17 protein-coding genes are annotated in these 15,809 nt (G+C 29.7%); 7 read left to right on the top strand and 10 right to left on the bottom strand.

All coding sequences use genetic code 11. The features are described 5' to 3' along the window. Positions 1 to 9 precede the first annotated feature (9 nt). On the top strand, positions 10 to 480 hold the full coding sequence (locus ACTT9U_RS05615; protein ID WP_440932188.1) for a tripartite tricarboxylate transporter TctB family protein: 471 nt from the start codon (positions 10 to 12) through the stop codon (positions 478 to 480). After that, positions 477 to 1,976 (top strand): tripartite tricarboxylate transporter permease, encoded by a 1,500-nt coding sequence (locus ACTT9U_RS05610; RefSeq protein WP_440932187.1) that lies wholly within the window; start codon positions 477 to 479, stop codon positions 1,974 to 1,976. The genes ACTT9U_RS05615 and ACTT9U_RS05610 overlap by 4 nt, the downstream gene beginning before the upstream one ends. Here the strand turns inward: ACTT9U_RS05610 and ACTT9U_RS05605 are convergent. Together ACTT9U_RS05605 and ACTT9U_RS05600 are read right to left on the bottom strand one after the other, a co-directional pair. Continuing rightward, a complete protein-coding gene (locus ACTT9U_RS05605; protein WP_440932186.1) occupies positions 1,973 to 3,052 on the bottom strand; it encodes a glycosyltransferase family 4 protein in 1,080 nt (359 codons plus the stop codon). The genes ACTT9U_RS05610 and ACTT9U_RS05605 overlap by 4 nt on opposite strands. Beyond that, on the bottom strand, positions 3,052 to 3,606 hold the full coding sequence (locus tag ACTT9U_RS05600) for a thioredoxin family protein (RefSeq protein WP_440932185.1): 555 nt from the start codon (positions 3,604 to 3,606) through the stop codon (positions 3,052 to 3,054). Before ACTT9U_RS05600 ends, ACTT9U_RS05605 begins: the two co-directional genes overlap by 1 nt. 20 nt (positions 3,607 to 3,626) lie before the next feature. Between ACTT9U_RS05600 and ACTT9U_RS05595 the strand changes: the two genes are divergently transcribed. Further along, positions 3,627 to 4,139: a gamma carbonic anhydrase family protein gene (locus ACTT9U_RS05595; protein ID WP_440932184.1), complete on the top strand. Its 513-nt coding sequence runs from the start codon at positions 3,627 to 3,629 to the stop codon at positions 4,137 to 4,139. Position 4,140: 1 nt separating this feature from the next. Beyond that, the gene (locus tag ACTT9U_RS05590) at positions 4,141 to 4,770 is read left to right on the top strand and encodes a class I SAM-dependent methyltransferase (RefSeq protein ID WP_440932183.1); all 630 of its coding nucleotides are present in this window, start codon (positions 4,141 to 4,143) and stop codon (positions 4,768 to 4,770) included. A gap of 1 nt (position 4,771) precedes the next feature. Here the strand turns inward: ACTT9U_RS05590 and ACTT9U_RS05585 are convergent, their stop codons facing one another. The 8 genes from ACTT9U_RS05585 to ACTT9U_RS05550 all read right to left on the bottom strand — a co-directional run bounded on the left by ACTT9U_RS05585 (position 4,772) and on the right by ACTT9U_RS05550 (position 12,959). Further along, positions 4,772 to 5,863 (bottom strand): ABC transporter ATP-binding protein, encoded by a 1,092-nt coding sequence (locus ACTT9U_RS05585; RefSeq protein ID WP_440932182.1) that lies wholly within the window; start codon positions 5,861 to 5,863, stop codon positions 4,772 to 4,774. Beyond that, positions 5,856 to 7,301, bottom strand: a complete 1,446-nt coding sequence (locus ACTT9U_RS05580; protein WP_440932181.1) for a mannitol dehydrogenase family protein — start codon at positions 7,299 to 7,301, stop codon at positions 5,856 to 5,858. The genes ACTT9U_RS05585 and ACTT9U_RS05580 overlap by 8 nt, the downstream gene beginning before the upstream one ends. Further along, positions 7,302 to 8,114 (bottom strand): carbohydrate ABC transporter permease, encoded by an 813-nt coding sequence (locus ACTT9U_RS05575; protein ID WP_440932180.1) that lies wholly within the window; start codon positions 8,112 to 8,114, stop codon positions 7,302 to 7,304. It abuts the gene before it with no gap. Positions 8,115 to 8,116: 2 nt separating this feature from the next. Further along, the gene (locus tag ACTT9U_RS05570; protein ID WP_440932179.1) at positions 8,117 to 8,977 is read right to left on the bottom strand and encodes a carbohydrate ABC transporter permease; all 861 of its coding nucleotides are present in this window, start codon (positions 8,975 to 8,977) and stop codon (positions 8,117 to 8,119) included. 89 nt (positions 8,978 to 9,066) lie between these two features. Beyond that, entirely contained in the window at positions 9,067 to 10,374 is a 1,308-nt protein-coding gene (locus ACTT9U_RS05565) for an ABC transporter substrate-binding protein (RefSeq protein WP_440932178.1), read from the bottom strand. 164 nt (positions 10,375 to 10,538) lie between these two features. Beyond that, positions 10,539 to 11,453 carry an ROK family protein gene (locus ACTT9U_RS05560; RefSeq protein WP_440932177.1) on the bottom strand — a complete coding sequence of 305 codons (915 nt, stop codon included), beginning with the start codon at positions 11,451 to 11,453 and terminating at the stop codon, positions 10,539 to 10,541. 6 nt (positions 11,454 to 11,459) lie between these two features. After that, positions 11,460 to 12,083, bottom strand: a complete 624-nt coding sequence (locus tag ACTT9U_RS05555) for a flavin-binding protein (protein WP_440932176.1) — start codon at positions 12,081 to 12,083, stop codon at positions 11,460 to 11,462. 6 nt (positions 12,084 to 12,089) lie between these two features. Beyond that, positions 12,090 to 12,959 carry an NAD(P)-dependent oxidoreductase gene (locus ACTT9U_RS05550; RefSeq protein WP_440932175.1) on the bottom strand — a complete coding sequence of 290 codons (870 nt, stop codon included), beginning with the start codon at positions 12,957 to 12,959 and terminating at the stop codon, positions 12,090 to 12,092. Between the two features lie 12 nt (positions 12,960 to 12,971). On the opposite strand from ACTT9U_RS05550, the gene ACTT9U_RS05545 reads away from it, so the two are divergent. The 3 genes from ACTT9U_RS05545 to dusA are packed head-to-tail and all read left to right on the top strand — an operon-like array spanning position 12,972 to position 15,774. Then, the gene (locus tag ACTT9U_RS05545) at positions 12,972 to 14,180 is read left to right on the top strand and encodes an MFS transporter (protein WP_440932174.1); all 1,209 of its coding nucleotides are present in this window, start codon (positions 12,972 to 12,974) and stop codon (positions 14,178 to 14,180) included. 44 nt (positions 14,181 to 14,224) lie between these two features. Continuing rightward, entirely contained in the window at positions 14,225 to 14,758 is a 534-nt protein-coding gene (gene rpoZ / locus ACTT9U_RS05540; protein WP_440932173.1) for a DNA-directed RNA polymerase subunit omega, read from the top strand. A gap of 23 nt (positions 14,759 to 14,781) precedes the next feature. Further along, entirely contained in the window at positions 14,782 to 15,774 is a 993-nt protein-coding gene (dusA, locus tag ACTT9U_RS05535; RefSeq protein ID WP_440932172.1) for a tRNA dihydrouridine(20/20a) synthase DusA, read from the top strand. Positions 15,775 to 15,809 lie beyond the last annotated feature (35 nt).

The following is a 15,809-nucleotide window of genomic DNA, read 5'->3' as shown; positions in this document are numbered from 1 at the left end:
AGAAGAGCAGTGAGAATAAGTCCAACAAAATTTATCTCACTGCTCTTTTTTATTTTTTCAGTATTTTATCTATATACAGCTCATCAAATTGTAGTTTTTACTTTTGATGAAAATGCTCCATTCAATGCCAGAACTTTTCCAATTTATCTTGGCTGGGCAGGAATTTTTTTTTCAGGTTTAAAAATAATTTTACCAGAAAAAGTACCAACAGAGGTTGATCATAAATATTTAGATTACAAAAGTATTATATATTTAATTTTAGTTTCGATAATTTATGGAGCTGTGATTTTAAAAGTAGGTTATTTTTTATCTACATCATTATTTTTAATTGTTTCATACTATTTATTGGGTGAGAGAAGATGGTTATGGATGTTTTTACTTTCATTTCCATTCGTAGCTATTTTTATGTTTTTGTTACATGGAGTTTTAAATATCTATTTGCGAGACCCATTACTTAAATACTTAGGAATAATAGGATGATTGAAGGAATATTAATTGGTCTAAATACAGCTTTATCTTTACAAAATATCCTAATTGTAATGATTGGTTGTTTTGCTGGAACAATAATTGGAATGTTGCCTGGTTTAGGACCAATGACAGCTATAGCATTGATGATTCCTATAACCTATGGTTTTGATCCAGCTTCAGGGTTAATTTTAATGGCAGGGGTTTATTATGGTGCGGTATTTGGAGGCTCAACATCCTCAATACTTTTAAATGCTCCTGGTGTACCAGGTACAGTTGCAACATCTTTTGACGGTTATCCAATGGCTCAACAAGGAAAAGCTGGTAAGGCTTTAGCAATTGCAGCTTACAGTTCATTTGCTGGTGGAACTATTTCTGCAATTTTTCTATTAATTGCAGCACCAAGTTTATCAAAAATAAGTTTATCATTTAGATCACCTGATTATTTTGCATTGATGATTTTAGGTTTAACCGCTGTATCTGCCTTTTCATCTAAAGGTCAATTTTTAAAAGCAATGATGATGGTAGTATTAGGATTAATGCTCGCATCTGTTGGTCAAGATTCATTATCTGATATTTCTAGATTTACGTTTGGAAATATGAATTTATCTGATGGGATAAGTTTCGTTTTGATTGTAATGGCAACATTTGCAATGAGTGAAGCTTTAACTATTATATTTAGAGGTAAAGACCCCAATAGAGCTGCTAAACAAATTTCTTTAACAGAACTTGGTTCAATTAAGGTTAATAAAGAAGAAACTATAAAGATGGCAAAAACTATTCCTAGATCATCGATATTAGGATTTTTGATTGGTGTATTACCCGGAGCAGGAGCAACAATTGCTTCTTTTTTAGCATATGGAATGGAAAGAAATTATGTAAATGATGAGGAAAAACAAAAATTTGGAAAAGGAAGTGTTCATGGGTTATCAGCACCAGAAACTGCGAATAATGCTGCATGTTCTGGATCTTTTGTTCCATTGTTAACACTAGGTATACCAGGAAGTGGTACAACAGCTGTGATGCTAGGAGCATTGTTGGGTTTTGGTATTCAACCTGGTCCTAGATTGTATCAAACAAATCCTGAAATTTTTTGGTCAGTAATAATGTCAATGTATATTGGGATGGTGGTTCTACTAATTTTAAATTTACCTTTGATCCCTTACATCGCTAGAATTTTAGCAGTTCCAAGAAATTTTTTAATTCCATTAATCTTATTTTTTTCAATCACAGGAATTTATTTAATTTCTTTTAATAATTTTGACATATATTTAATGATTGGAATTGCATTGCTTGCAACTTTTTTACGGCTGTATGATTTTCCAATGCCACCTTTAATTCTTGCATTTGTATTAGGAAAGTTAATGGAAGAGAACTTAAGAAGATCCTTGTTAATAAGTGATGGTTCCTTTAGTTTTTTGTGGGATAGACCTTTAACATTAATAATATTACTGATAACTGTAGCAATTGTCGGTTGGCAAATTTATTCTTCTTTCAAAAAGAAAGCTTAAAGAATTTTTTTATATTCTTTAATTATATTCGACCAGAGAAACTTATCTGAATTTGATTTAGCATTTCTTCCATACTCAACAAATTTATTGCTGTTAAGCATAGACGATAGTGATGAATAAATTTCATCTAAACTATTTCCATCACAAATAACTCCTGTATTTTCATGTTCAATTGCATCGGGCGCACCTCCATCTTTTCCACCTAGAGATGGAACACCATATTGTGCAGCTTCAACATAAGCTATACCAAAACCTTCAACAGATTTTTTATGAATAACCGAAGGCATCACAAAAATATTTGAACTTGAAATTAAAGCATTTTTCAAATCATCACTTATATCTTTGAAAAACATTACCTGAGATTCTAAACCTAATTCTTTGACTAAATTTTTGATATTCTTTTCTTCTTCTCCATAACCAATACATATGTAAACAATGTCAGGATAGATTTGTTTTAAATTTCTTAATGACATTATCACTTTTTCATGATTTTTTCTTTTGTCAAATCTTGAAACTGTAATTAATCTTGGTTTTTTAATTTTTAGCAAACTCTCTACTTTTGCTAATGATTTTTTATCTAATTCTTTAGCAGGATCAACTCCAGGATTAATCACTATAATTTTTTCTTCATTTACTCCAATCTCAATAGCAAGATTTTTTGTATATTGAGAATTAGCAATAACTTTTTCAACATTATTTAACACGTTCAAAACTCTTTTATTGAGAGCACTACCTTTAGGATGATTGATTTCCTTTCCATGAATTAGACAATATTTTTTATTCTTAGATTTAAGTGGCTCCAAACTTTTCCAATGATCAGCAATTATACCTTTAACTTTATTTTCTTTAGTAAACTCATCAATTAGTTGAGATTTCCTTATTTTTCTAAGAAATTTTATTCCACCAACTCTTTCTATTGAGAAATTTGCTTGTTCATCAAAGTTTTTATGACCATTGTGATAATCTGCAAAAACTTTAATCATAAAATTTTTAGACATTTCACGAGCAAGACCCCACATTAAACTTTGCATGCCACCTAATTCAGGTGGAAAAGATCTTGTTACAATTAAATACATTAATTATTTTTCCACTTAATACTACAACCAGCACTAGGGATTTGATTTTCTGGACCTTTTCCTGTTTCTACAATTTGTTTCATAGCTTTTAAAAGATCACTTTCACCACTTCTTACTGGAACTAAATTTTTCAACTCTCTCATTCTACCACGATATTGAAGCTCTAAATTTTTATTATAACCAAAAAAATCGGGAGTACACACTGCATCATATGTTTTTGCAATTTCTTGAGTCTCATCAATCAAATACGGAAATGAAAATTGATTTTGTTCTGAAAATTTAATCATATTTTCAAATGAATCCTCAGGATAGTTCACTGGATCATTAGCACAAATAGCAACCGAGTTTATTCCAATTTTTTTTAATTCGTTACAATCTTTAACAATATCCTCTGTAATAGCTTTTACGTATGGACAATGATTACAAATAAACATTATCAAAGTACCATTCTCACCTTTGATATCATTGAGTGATAAAATTTTATTATCTGTGGATTTTAGTTCAAAGTGGTGAGCCTTTTGACCGAAATCACATATTGGAGTTTGTATAGGCATGATGTACTAATATATAAATTATGTTTTATGATTTAAAAGATAAAAAACCTAAAAGTTCAGGTGAAAATTGGGTTGCTCCTAATGCAACTATTATAGGTGATGTCACTTTAGAGAAAAATACGAGTATTTGGTTTAATGCTGTTTTAAGAGGAGATATTGAGAACATTTTTATTGGCGAGGGTTCAAATGTACAAGACGGTAGTGTCCTTCATACTGATCCAGGATGTCCTTTAAAAGTTGGAAAAGATGTAACAATTGGACATATGGTTATGCTTCACGGATGCACAATCGGAGATAATAGTTTAATTGGAATTGGTGCCGTTATTTTAAATAAAGTTAAAATTGGAAAAAATTGTATCATTGGTGCAAAAGCTTTAATTACAGAAAATAAAGAAATTCCAGATAACTCTTTAGTTGTCGGATCTCCTGGCAAAGTTATAAGAGAAGTAACAGCTGAGGAAAAAAAGGCTGTATTTGAAAATACAAAACATTATCAAGAAAATTGGAAAAAATATATTTCCTCTAATATCTAAAATGAAATTTAAATATTATCTTAGAAAATCAAGTTTTAAAAAAGATAAAAGCTCTGCACATTTGCTTTTAGATCAAATAGATTATCATAAACCAAAACATTTTTTAGAGGTTGGAGTTTTTCAAGGCGTAACATCAAGAAATGTTTGTGAAAAATTATGTGAAATACACAAAAATGACTTTAGATATTATGGTGTTGATATCTTTGAAGACTCTACAGAAGAAATTGATTTAAAAGAAAGTACAGTTAAACATAATAAAATTTCTAATCCACTTAAACATTTTCTGTTCAATATAATTTTAAAACAAAATTTAAATTCAATGGAAAGTGTTAATAAACTATTAAGTAAGTTTAGGAATAATATTCAATTAATTAAGGGTTTAAGTCACGACGCATTAAAAAAAGTTAATTTATCAGAAATTGAATTTATATTTCTAGATGGTGGGCATGCTTACGAGACAGTTAAAGAAGATTTGAGAATAATTTTAAAAGATATCAAAAAAAATATGGTGATTATATGTGATGATTATGATCAAGAAGGGTATGGAGTAAAAAAAGCAGTAGATGAATTAAAGGGTCAAGTTACAGATATTATCAATATTAATAAGAGATTAGTAAAAATTATAACTTAATTTAATTTTCAAAAAAACAAATTTTATTTAAATCTACATATAGATTTATTTCTTTATTCATTTCAATTAAAATTGAAGATGAAAATTTTCCAAGAATTTCTTGACCTAAGTAATTAAATGTCACAATTTGTTCATGCCCTACATATTCGTTTAATATTGGCACAACACTTATCTGAGCAAAATTATCATCTTTAGATACTCTTACAGCATGTTCTTTTTTAAAAAAGATATGTTCTGGCCTAATACCCAAAAGTAAAGAATCATTATTTTTTGGAGTTATCACGTCATCAGATAACTGAATTTGAAATTCATTATCAGCATTTTTAGCCAAAAAATATTTCTTGTTATTATTAACAATCTTTCCTCTAATGAAATTCATTGGCGGTGACCCAACAAAATCAGCTACAAAAATACTTTTAGGATTATTATAGATATTTTCTGGTGTATCATATTGCTCTATTTTTCCATTGTTCATTAATGCAATTTTTGTTCCAAGTGTCATAGCTTCTGTTTGATCATGAGTCACATAAACCATAGTTGTTTTTAAATTTTGATGAAGTTTTTTTAATTCTCTTCTCATCTCCACTCTTAATTTTGCATCTAAATTTGATAAAGGTTCATCAAATAAAAAAATTTTTGGATCTCTTGTAATTGCTCTTCCAATAGCCACTCTTTGACGTTGACCACCAGATAATTGCTTTGGTAATCTGTCTAGATAATCATTTAACTGTAAAATTTTTGCTGCCTCGTGAACTTTTTTCTCAATTTCGTCTTTTGGAGTTTTTTTTAATTTCAAACCTAAGGCCATGTTGTCAAAAACATTCATATGTGGATACAAAGCATAAGATTGAAATACCATTGCTATTTCTCTATCTTTTGGATCAAGTTTATTTACAATTTTATCATCAATTGATATTTCTCCAGAATTGATTTCTTCTAATCCAGCAATCATTCTTAACATTGTGGATTTTCCACTGCCACTAGGACCAACTAATACAGTAAAGGACTTATCTTCTATTTCGATATCAATATCTTTAATGATATGTAAATCACCATAAAATTTATTAAGTTTATTAATTTTTATGTCAGCCATTTAAGTTATTCCAAAAGTTAATATCATTAATTTTTAATCTTAATATTTCTTTAAATCTAGGAAATCTTTTTGGTAAATCTCCCCAAAGATCTTTATTTGCACAGAAGTCATCAACTCTGTCATCTTGTAAAAAATATTGTAACCACTCCCATTTAGGATCAATGTACTTAAATTTTATCTCATTATTGTTAATTTTTTTCATAAATATATACCAGCTAGCAATAGATGTAATAGCTCTATGAGGTTCTTTATTATTTAAAAAACTTTTTTCTATTGTAGGTATTACAAAAATTGGAAATTTACTTGAACCATCCATACAAATTCTTTCAAGGGCATCACTTATATACAAGTTTTTAAATCGACTATAAATAGTTTTGAGATACTCAGGTAATTCTATTGGACTCATGTTTCCTAGTGCAGGTAGAATTTCCTCATTTTCTAATTCCTTAAAAAAGTTATCCAAAAACTTTTCTTTAAAACATTGATCAAATGTATTCAGTCCTTTTAGAGCACCAAAGTATGCCAAACATGAATGACCACCATTTAAAACTCTTATCTTTGTTTCTTCAAAGTTAACTACATTTGATGCAAAATATACATTGTCTAATTGATCTAGTGCAGGAAATGGAGCTGCAAAATCTTCCTCTATTACCCATTGAATGAAATCTTCAGAAAGAACTGAACAATTTTCTTTTACATTGAAATTACTTTCTATTTCCGCAGCCAAGTTTTCTGGTGTTCTAGGTGTAATCCTATCTACAACACATGAAGGAAAGGTTACGTTTTTTAATAACCAATTAATTAATTCTTTATCATTAATTAATTCCAGGTATTTAATTAATGAATTTTTTAAAATCTTTCCATTTTCTCTTAAATTATCACAACAAAGAATAGTAATTGGTTTGTTTATTGATTTTTTTCTATTATTTAAAGCAATTCTCAAATACGAATAAATTGAATTAGATATTTTATTATTTAATTCATCTTTTATTAATTCGTTATTTTGATCAAGCTCATTCTTTTCATTTAAAAAATAACCAGTTTCAGTAACTGTGATTGTTACCAGATGAATATCTTCATTATTTAATATTTTTTCTGAATTTTCTTTGTCAGTAGACCAGTCATTTAAATCAATAATTGATTTAATATTTTTATATTTAACATCACCATTTGATGAAATAGTCTTTAATATATAATCACCATTACGTTTTTTTAAATTATTAATAATATTCGAGCTATTTGAGATTAGATTTAATCCAACAATTCCCCAATTAAATTCAGAGTTTTTTTCTATATATTCATCAATTAAGTAAGCTTGATGAGATCTGTGAAAATTACCCACACCAATATGCAAAATACCTGGTTTTAATTTTTTTTTTTCAAAACTACTCTCAATTAATTGTATAGAATTTTGATTTATTTCATTTTTCAAAATCATCTATTTAACAGCTCCAAAAGTTAAGCCTCTGACTAATTGTTTTTGAGTTAACCAACCTAAAAATAAAACAGGCAAAACTGATAAAGTGGATGCTGCAGATAGTTTTGCGTAAAATAAACCCTCAGGACTTGAATAAGAGGCTATAAATGTTGTGAGTGGCGCTGCATCAACTGATGTTAAATTTAAGGTCCAAAAAGCTTCATTCCAAGCAAGCACAATACAAAGCAGGGTAGTAGATGCTAACCCAGGCAATGAGAGTGGCAGCAAAACATAAATTATTTCTTGAAAAGTATTAGCACCATCCATTCTAACTGCCTCTAAAATTTCATTAGGAATTTCTTTAAAGTACGAATACAAAAGCCAGATCATTATTGGTAAATTTACAAAACATAAAACTACAATCATTCCAATTTTTGAATCTAAAAGTGATAAGTCTCTAAAAATTAAATATATTGGAATTAATACACCAACGGGTGGCATCATTTTTGTTGATAATATCCATAACAAAGTTCCCTTAGTTTTTTTTGTAGGGTGAAAAGACATAGACCAAGCAATTGGTATTGATAAAATTAACCCTAATATTGCTGAGCCAAAAGAAATGATTACAGAGTTTAAAGCAAATCTAAAATAGTTACTTCTTTCTTGTACAATTCCATAATTTTCAATTGTTGGTTCAAATGAAAAAAATAAGGGTGGAATAGCTACTGCATCTAACTCAGTTTTAAATGAAGTAACAATCATCCATAAAATTGGAAAAAACATTATTAGAGAGATTAACCAAGCTAAAAAGGTTAGAGTAATTTTTTTTTTCATAATTATTGTAAATTTTTTCCAATCATTTTTACTAAAAAGAACGCTACTATGTTTGCAAGAATTACAACAACCACCCCTCCAGCAGATGCTATCCCAATATCAAATTTTAATAGTGCTTCAGTAAAAACTAAAAATGCTAGGTTTGTTGTGGCTAAACCTGGTCCACCAGTTGTAGTCACAAAAATTTCAGCAAAAATAGTTAATAAGAATATAGTTTCAATTAAAATAACAATTGCAATTGGTCTTAATAAATGGGGCAATGTTACGTATCTAAATATTTGAAGTTGATTTGCTCCATCTATCTTACTTGCTTCTATTTGATCTTTATCAACTGATTGCAAACTTGTCAGTAATATTAGGGTGGCAAATGGTATCCATTGCCATGAAACAATTAATATTATTGAAAGCATTGGAACATGAGTAAACCAATCAATGGGGTCTAAACCAAATAAAGATAGTAACCAAGCAAATAAACCTGAAACAGGATTCATGAATAAATTTTTCCAAATTAATGCGCTCACAGTGGGCATTATAAAAAAAGGAGCTATTGCTAAAATTCTTGCAAAACCTCTTCCAAAAAAATTTTGGTTTAATAAAAGTGCAAATGCAATTCCAAATAGTACCGAGACAACTAGTACAGAAAAAACTAAAACAAAAGTATTCCATAATGCTTCTAAAAAAGCAAAATCAGTTAAAAAATATTCGTAGTTAAGAATACCAGTAAACTCTTGAACATCTGGATTCATCAAACTGTATCTGAGAAATGAAAAATAAATTGTCATTCCAAGTGGTACAGCCATCCAAATAAATAAAAGAGTAATTGTTGGATAGGAGGTTGCTCTAGAGATAAACTTATTTTTCATAAGAAAATTTTAAGTTAATTTAGTTTAAAATAAAGGCCACTAATTTAAATAAATCAGTGGCCTTTAATTCTTAAAAGTTTTGGTTATAATTATTTAATATAACCAGCTTTTTTCATTTCTTTTTCAGCAATCTTTTGAGCATTGTTTAATGCTTTTTCTACTGAAATTTTTCCTGCTAATGCAGATGATACTTGCTGACTTACAGATGTCGCAATTCCTTGGAATTCAGGAATAGCTGCAAACTGAACACCCATATAAGGTTTCTTTTTTAAAGTACCATTAAAAGATGGATCAGCAGTATTAATCGCATTTAAAGTCATAGCTGCAAAAGGAGCTTCATTTAAATAAGTTTGATTCTTATATAAAGAAGTTCTTGTTCCTGGAGGAACATTAGCCCATCCTTCTTTTGAAGCGACTAACTCTAAGTATTCTTTTGACGTAGCCCAATCAATAAATTTTGTAGCTGCATCAACTTTTTTAGAACCACCTGGTATTGCTAAAGACCATGCCCATAACCAATTAGAACCTTTACACGTTACAGCACAAGGTGCTTGTGCAAAGTCAACTTTGTCATGCACTTTTGACTGTTTAGGGTTTGTCACAAAACTTGCAGCAACTGTTGCATCAATCCACATTCCACATTTACCTTCATTGAATAAAGCAAGGTTTTCATTGAAACCATTTGAAGATGCTCCTGGAGGACCATAGTTTTGTAATAAGTCTACATAAAATGAAACTGCAGCGTTCCACTCAGGACTATTCATTTGTGGTTGCCAGTTTTCATCAAACCATCTTCCACCAAATGCGTTCGCAACTGTTGTAATGAAAGCTCCACCTTCACCCCAACCAGGTTTACCTCTTAAACAAGCACCATAAACTCCATCATTTCCTTCAGTGATTGCTTTAGCAATATCATAAACTTCACCCCAAGTTGGTTGTTGAGGCATAGTCATACCTGCTTTAGCAACTAAGTCTTTCCTATACATAATCATAGAAGACTCTCCATAGAATGGAGCAGCATATAATTTACCATCTACTGATAAACCACTTCTTATTGCTGGTAATAAATCATCAACATCGTATGCAGCGCTAAATTTTAATTCATTTAACCAATTCTTTCCTCCCCAAATTGGCACTTCATAAGTTCCAATTGTAAGAACATCAAATTGTCCACCTTTTGTTGTGATATCTGTAGTAACTTTTTGTCTAAGAACATTTTCTTCTAAAGTTACCCACTCAACGTTTATGCCAGTTTTAGAAGTAAAGTCATCAGTCAGACCTTGCATTCTTATCATGTCACCGTTGTTTACTGTTGCAACTTTAATTGTCTCTGAATTTGCGGTTGTAGCAAATATAAGAGCAAACAGTGCAACCATTAGGTTTTTTAAGTTTTTCATATTTCTCTCTTTATTAATTAATAATATTGACTTTAATTTTTTGAAATATTCTAACAACAAAAATTTAATTATAATTCATATACATGTATAGAATAGTTCTATAGGTCGCAGAGTATTTACTTGATTATTACTTACTTTTTAACTTACAACCACAGTTTGAAGATTTATTTCCACAACCATGCAGCACCTCTTACACCACTAGAGTCGCCATGTTTATTTTGTAAAATTTTAGTTCTGACCTTCTCTGAAAAAGTATATTTAGGAATGATTTTTGGTAGATTTTTATACAATCTTTCAACATTCGACATTCCTCCACCTAAAATAATTGCCTCTGGATCAAATATCCCAATCATCACAGCAATAAGTCTTGCAAATCTGTCTTCATACAATTCAAATTCTTTATTCGCTCTTTCATCATTATTTTTGTCTAATTCTACAATTTCAGGTGATTTGTAATTTGTATTATATTTTTTATTAAAGTTATCTGCAAAGCCTGTTCCTGAAATGAATTGTTCTGCACATAATGGTCTACCACAAGTTGGAGAAATACATTTTATTTCAGCATTTTTTTCATCCTCAGTTGGATAGGGTAATGGTTGATGACCCCAATCGCCTGCAACTTGATTAACACCCTCAATTATTTCTTTTTTAAATGATAATCCACCACCAAAACCAGTTCCAATTATAACACCAAAAACACTTCTAAAATCTTTACCAGCTCCATCAATAGACTCTGAAAGCGTGAAACAATTGGCATCATTCATCATTTTAATTTCACAATTTAATTCTTTCTCTAAATCTTTTTTAAAAGATTTTTTGTTTAACCAATCAGAGTTAGCATTATGTACTAAGCCAGTTTCATTTGATAAAAATCCAGGTATAGCAACACCAACAGTTGCATTTTGGCTAGATTTTTTTTTAAAATTTTGTACAAAATTTTTTACAGTTTTTATTCCAGACTCATAATTTTTTTCATAACTAGACCTCTCTCTTATTATTTCTTTTCCATTCTCATCTATCAGAATAGCTTCAATTTTGGTTCCTCCATAATCTATTCCAATTTTAAATTTTTTATCCATGTTTTGTTAAGGTATAAGCCAAGTTTTTTTTATGAATGTAGTTTCTGATCCTAAATTATCTCCATATTCAAATTTAGCTCTTCTATGACCCTTGGCTGCTAAATACAACCATTCTAAAGAATTTATTCTACATTGTATTACTGTAAAATTCTCATAACCTTTTTCACTCTCTTCAAGAGTATAATCAAAATTATCTAATTTTGGTGTTAAGCCAGATGTGGGATTTTCAGACTCAGTTCCAGGTCCATTATCCACAAGATAACATTTTCTACTAATGTGACCTGTTTTTGACCAAGAATCTTTTGTGATATTATTTTTATGATTAACTATACATTCAACTTTAGCTCTCAATTGGATTTTTTCGTCTTTATCATAAAATAACATAGCAGCCTTATTGTTAGATTTTAATTTTAAAATTTTATCAGATCGTATATCACTATGAAATTGTAATAATCTTTCTTGTTGGTTTGATTTTCTAAGCACAACAATACGTCCATCCAAATCATTTTTATTTCCACAAATGAAAGTAGGTATTCTAAATTGAGAACTTCTATTTTTTACTGCATCATCCAACATAATCCAAATTTTTTTGATTATTTCATCAAAGTCTTCGTAGTATGCTGGTTGCATACAGTTTTACTTTCTAAATCTTTTAATTAAACTTGATGTATCCCATCTATTACCACCAAGTTCCTGAACTTCACCGTAGTATTTGTCTACTATTTCTGTAATAGGTAGTGATGAGCCATTATTTTTAGCTTCTTCCATAGCAATTTTTAAATCTTTTCTCATCCAATCTACCGCAAAACCAAAATCAAATTTATCATCAATCATAGTTTTATATCTATTTTCCATCTGCCAAGATTGAGCAGCACCTTTTGAAATAACCTCAATTACATCTTCCATATTAAGACCTGCTTTCATTCCAAAATTAATTCCTTCAGATAAACCCTGAACAAGTCCAGCTATACAAATTTGATTTACCATTTTTGCAAGTTGTCCGCTTCCAGCATTTCCGAGTAATTTCATTTTTTTACTGTAACAATCAATTTTATCTTTCGCTTTATCAAAGTCAGCTTGATCTCCACCAATCATTACTGTTAACGCACCGTTTTCAGCTCCAGCTTGGCCACCTGACACTGGCGCATCTAAAGAACCAAAACCACTTTTTTTTGCGTGGTCGTAAATTTCTCTTGCAATTGTTGCTGATGCTGTAGTGTTGTCTATATATACAGATCCTTTTTGAATTGTTTTGAATGCGCCTTTTTCACCAAATGTAACTTCTCTTAAATCATTATCGTTCCCAACACATGTAAAAATATATTCAGCATCTTTAGCAGCTTCAGCAGGTGTTTCTGCCATTTTACCTTTATATTCATTAACCCATTTTTCAGCTTTTGCAGTTGTTCTGTTAAAAACAGTTACATTGTGTCCGGCTTTTGATATATAACCAGCCATTGGGTAGCCCATAACCCCAAGACCTATGAAAGCAACATTACAAGTCATAATTTTTTTTCTATGTTTAAAAGTTTAAGTTTAAAAGTAATTATATTTGGATTTATTTTTACATTTTTTTCAAGCTTTGGACAGAGTTTTTTTTTAGGTTTGTTTAATTCAAGTATTAGAGATGCACTTTCTATATCTCATGGTCAATTTGGTTCTGTATACGCAACTGCAACTTTATTAAGTAGTTTTGTATTAATATGGTTAGGAAAAAAAATTGATGATGTTAATACAATTAAATTTGCTTTTTTTGTTATTATCTCATTAAGTATTTCTTCATTTTTATTTTCAAAAATAGATTCAATCATTTTTCTATTTTTGGCAATTTTTTTAATGAGATTGTTTGGTCAAGGACTGATGTCTCATACGGCAACAACAACAGTTTCAAGATACTTTGATAAATCTAGAGGAAAGGCTTTAAGCACTGCTTGGTTAGGTTTGTCATCAGCAGAATTTTTATTACCAGTAATAATAGTATATCTATTAACTTTTTTAGATTGGAGAAATCTTTGGGTAAGTTTTTCTTTATTAATAATAATATTTCTTCCCTTGTCATCTACACTCTTGATAAGAAAATTATATATAGACTCTAGAGAAACTGAAAATAAACAAAATTATAATGAGAATAAAATTAAACAGTGGAAAAGATCTGAGGTTTTAAAAGATTATAAATTTTATATTATTTGTGGAAACTTATTGGCTATGCCTTGGATTTTTACTGGTTTTGCAGTTTTTCAATCTTTTGTGCAGTCCTCTAAAGAATGGGGTCCTTATGTGATCGCTCAATCTTTTATGGCTTATTCAATTCTATCCGTAATTACTTTATTTATAAGCGGATTCTTAATCGATAAGTTTACAAGTAGAAAATTATTAATATTCACTAATATTCCATTAATGCTTGCTACTTTAGTATTAATTTTTTTTGACAATCATCTGTCTTCTTTTGTCTTTTTGGGTTTAATGGGTGTAACAAATGGTTTTGCTAATGTTTTAGGTTCATCAACTTGGGCTGAACTATATGGGGTTAAATTTATAGGTGGGATTAAAGCAATGACCTCAGCACTAATGGTGTTCTCAACTGCATTTGGTACAGCTTTATTTGGTTTTCTTATTGATAAAGGTTTTACTATTGAGCAAATAGCAACTTTTTCTGGATTGTATATTTTATTGATGTTTGTTCTATTATTTTTGATAAAAAACAAACTAAATCCTCAATATTTATAGAATTTCTCCTTGCTTTTTTTTAATTCACTGTGTAGATACTGCGCATGGCAAGAGTAACAGTTGAAGATTGTATCGATAAAGTTGAAAGTCCCTATGAATTAGTATTGGTAGCTAAAGAAAGAGCTACACAACTTAATTCAGGTATTGAACCTACCTTAGACAGAGATAATGATAAAAATACTGTAATTGCTCTAAGAGAAATTGCAGAAGAAAAGATTAAAGTTAGCGAGCTTACAGACAGTGCTGTCTTAAAATTAAGAAGACACGTTGAGCAAGTTGATGACACTTCAGAGGATGATGAAGAAATAGGTGATGATTTTGAGAGTTTGTACAAAGGTGAAATTTCTAAAAGCGGAGCTCCAATTTTACCGTCTAAAAGAGCAAGGAAAACTCCTGAAAAAATTCAAGTATCAAAAGAAGATCTAGCAGAACTATCACAAACAGCTACTCCAGAAGTTGAAACTCCAGTCTCAGAAGAAACTGAAGATCAAACAGACGTTTCATTAGACGATGTGTCAGCAAGCGAAGAACAAGATGCTGAAGAAATTACTGAAGATACTGATACTTCAAACTCTTAATAAAATAATATAAAATCATAGACATGAATAGGAAAGTTTCAGTTGCTCCTATGATGGATTGTACAGATCGTCACGAACGATATTTTTTAAGATTAATCTCAAAAAATACACTTCTGTATACTGAAATGGTCGTTGATGAAGCTATCAATAGAGGAGATAAAAAAAAACTTTTAGAATTTAATATTGAGGAGAAACCTGTTGCATTACAATTAGGTGGATCATCTCCAAAACTATTAGCGTCAGCAACCAAAATAGGTGAAGATTTTGGTTATGATGAGATCAATTTAAATTTAGGTTGCCCAAGTAAAAAAGTAGAAAAAAATAAATTTGGTGCATGCTTGATGAAAGAACCAAATTTAGTTGCAGATTGTCTAGCAGAAATGAAGGCAGCCACAAAACTTCCAGTTACTATTAAAACAAGAATTGGTTACGATAATGTTGAGGATTATGAAAACTTTTACAATTTTATCTCTACATTAAAAAATGTTGGTATAAAAACTTTTATAATTCATGCAAGAAAAGCAATGTTAGGAAAATTTACACCAAAACAAAATTTAAATATTCCACCTCTTAAATATGAATATGTTTATAAATTAAAAGAAGATTTTCCAAATGATGAGATTATAATTAATGGCGGCATAACATCTGTTGATGAAATTAAGCCTCATTTAGAAAAAACAGATGGAGTTATGATTGGAAGAGCAGCTTATCATACCCCATATATTTTAGCTGAAATAGAAAAAGAAATTTTTAATAATGATGAGATACCAAGTAGACAAGATGTAATTGAACAACTTATCCCTTATGTTAAGTCAGAACTAAAAAAAGGAACTAGATTGAATCAAATAATGAGACATACTTTAGGATTATTCCATGGTCAGTCAGGAGCTAGTTATTGGAAAAGATATTTGAGTGAAAATATGTGTGTTCGTGATGCTGATGTTAAAAAAATTGATCACATAATGGATAAAGTAAAATATAATAATTTTGATCGAAGTGTAGGTTCTTCTGTTTAGCTCTATAATTTCATACGAATATATTTATGTAATTT

The sequence above is a fragment of the Candidatus Pelagibacter sp. genome, assembly GCF_052049975.1.
GTDB lineage: Bacteria > Pseudomonadota > Alphaproteobacteria > Pelagibacterales > Pelagibacteraceae > Pelagibacter.
The sequence above is the reverse complement of the archived record's forward strand: the minus strand, read 5'-3'. Positions and strand labels throughout refer to the sequence as shown.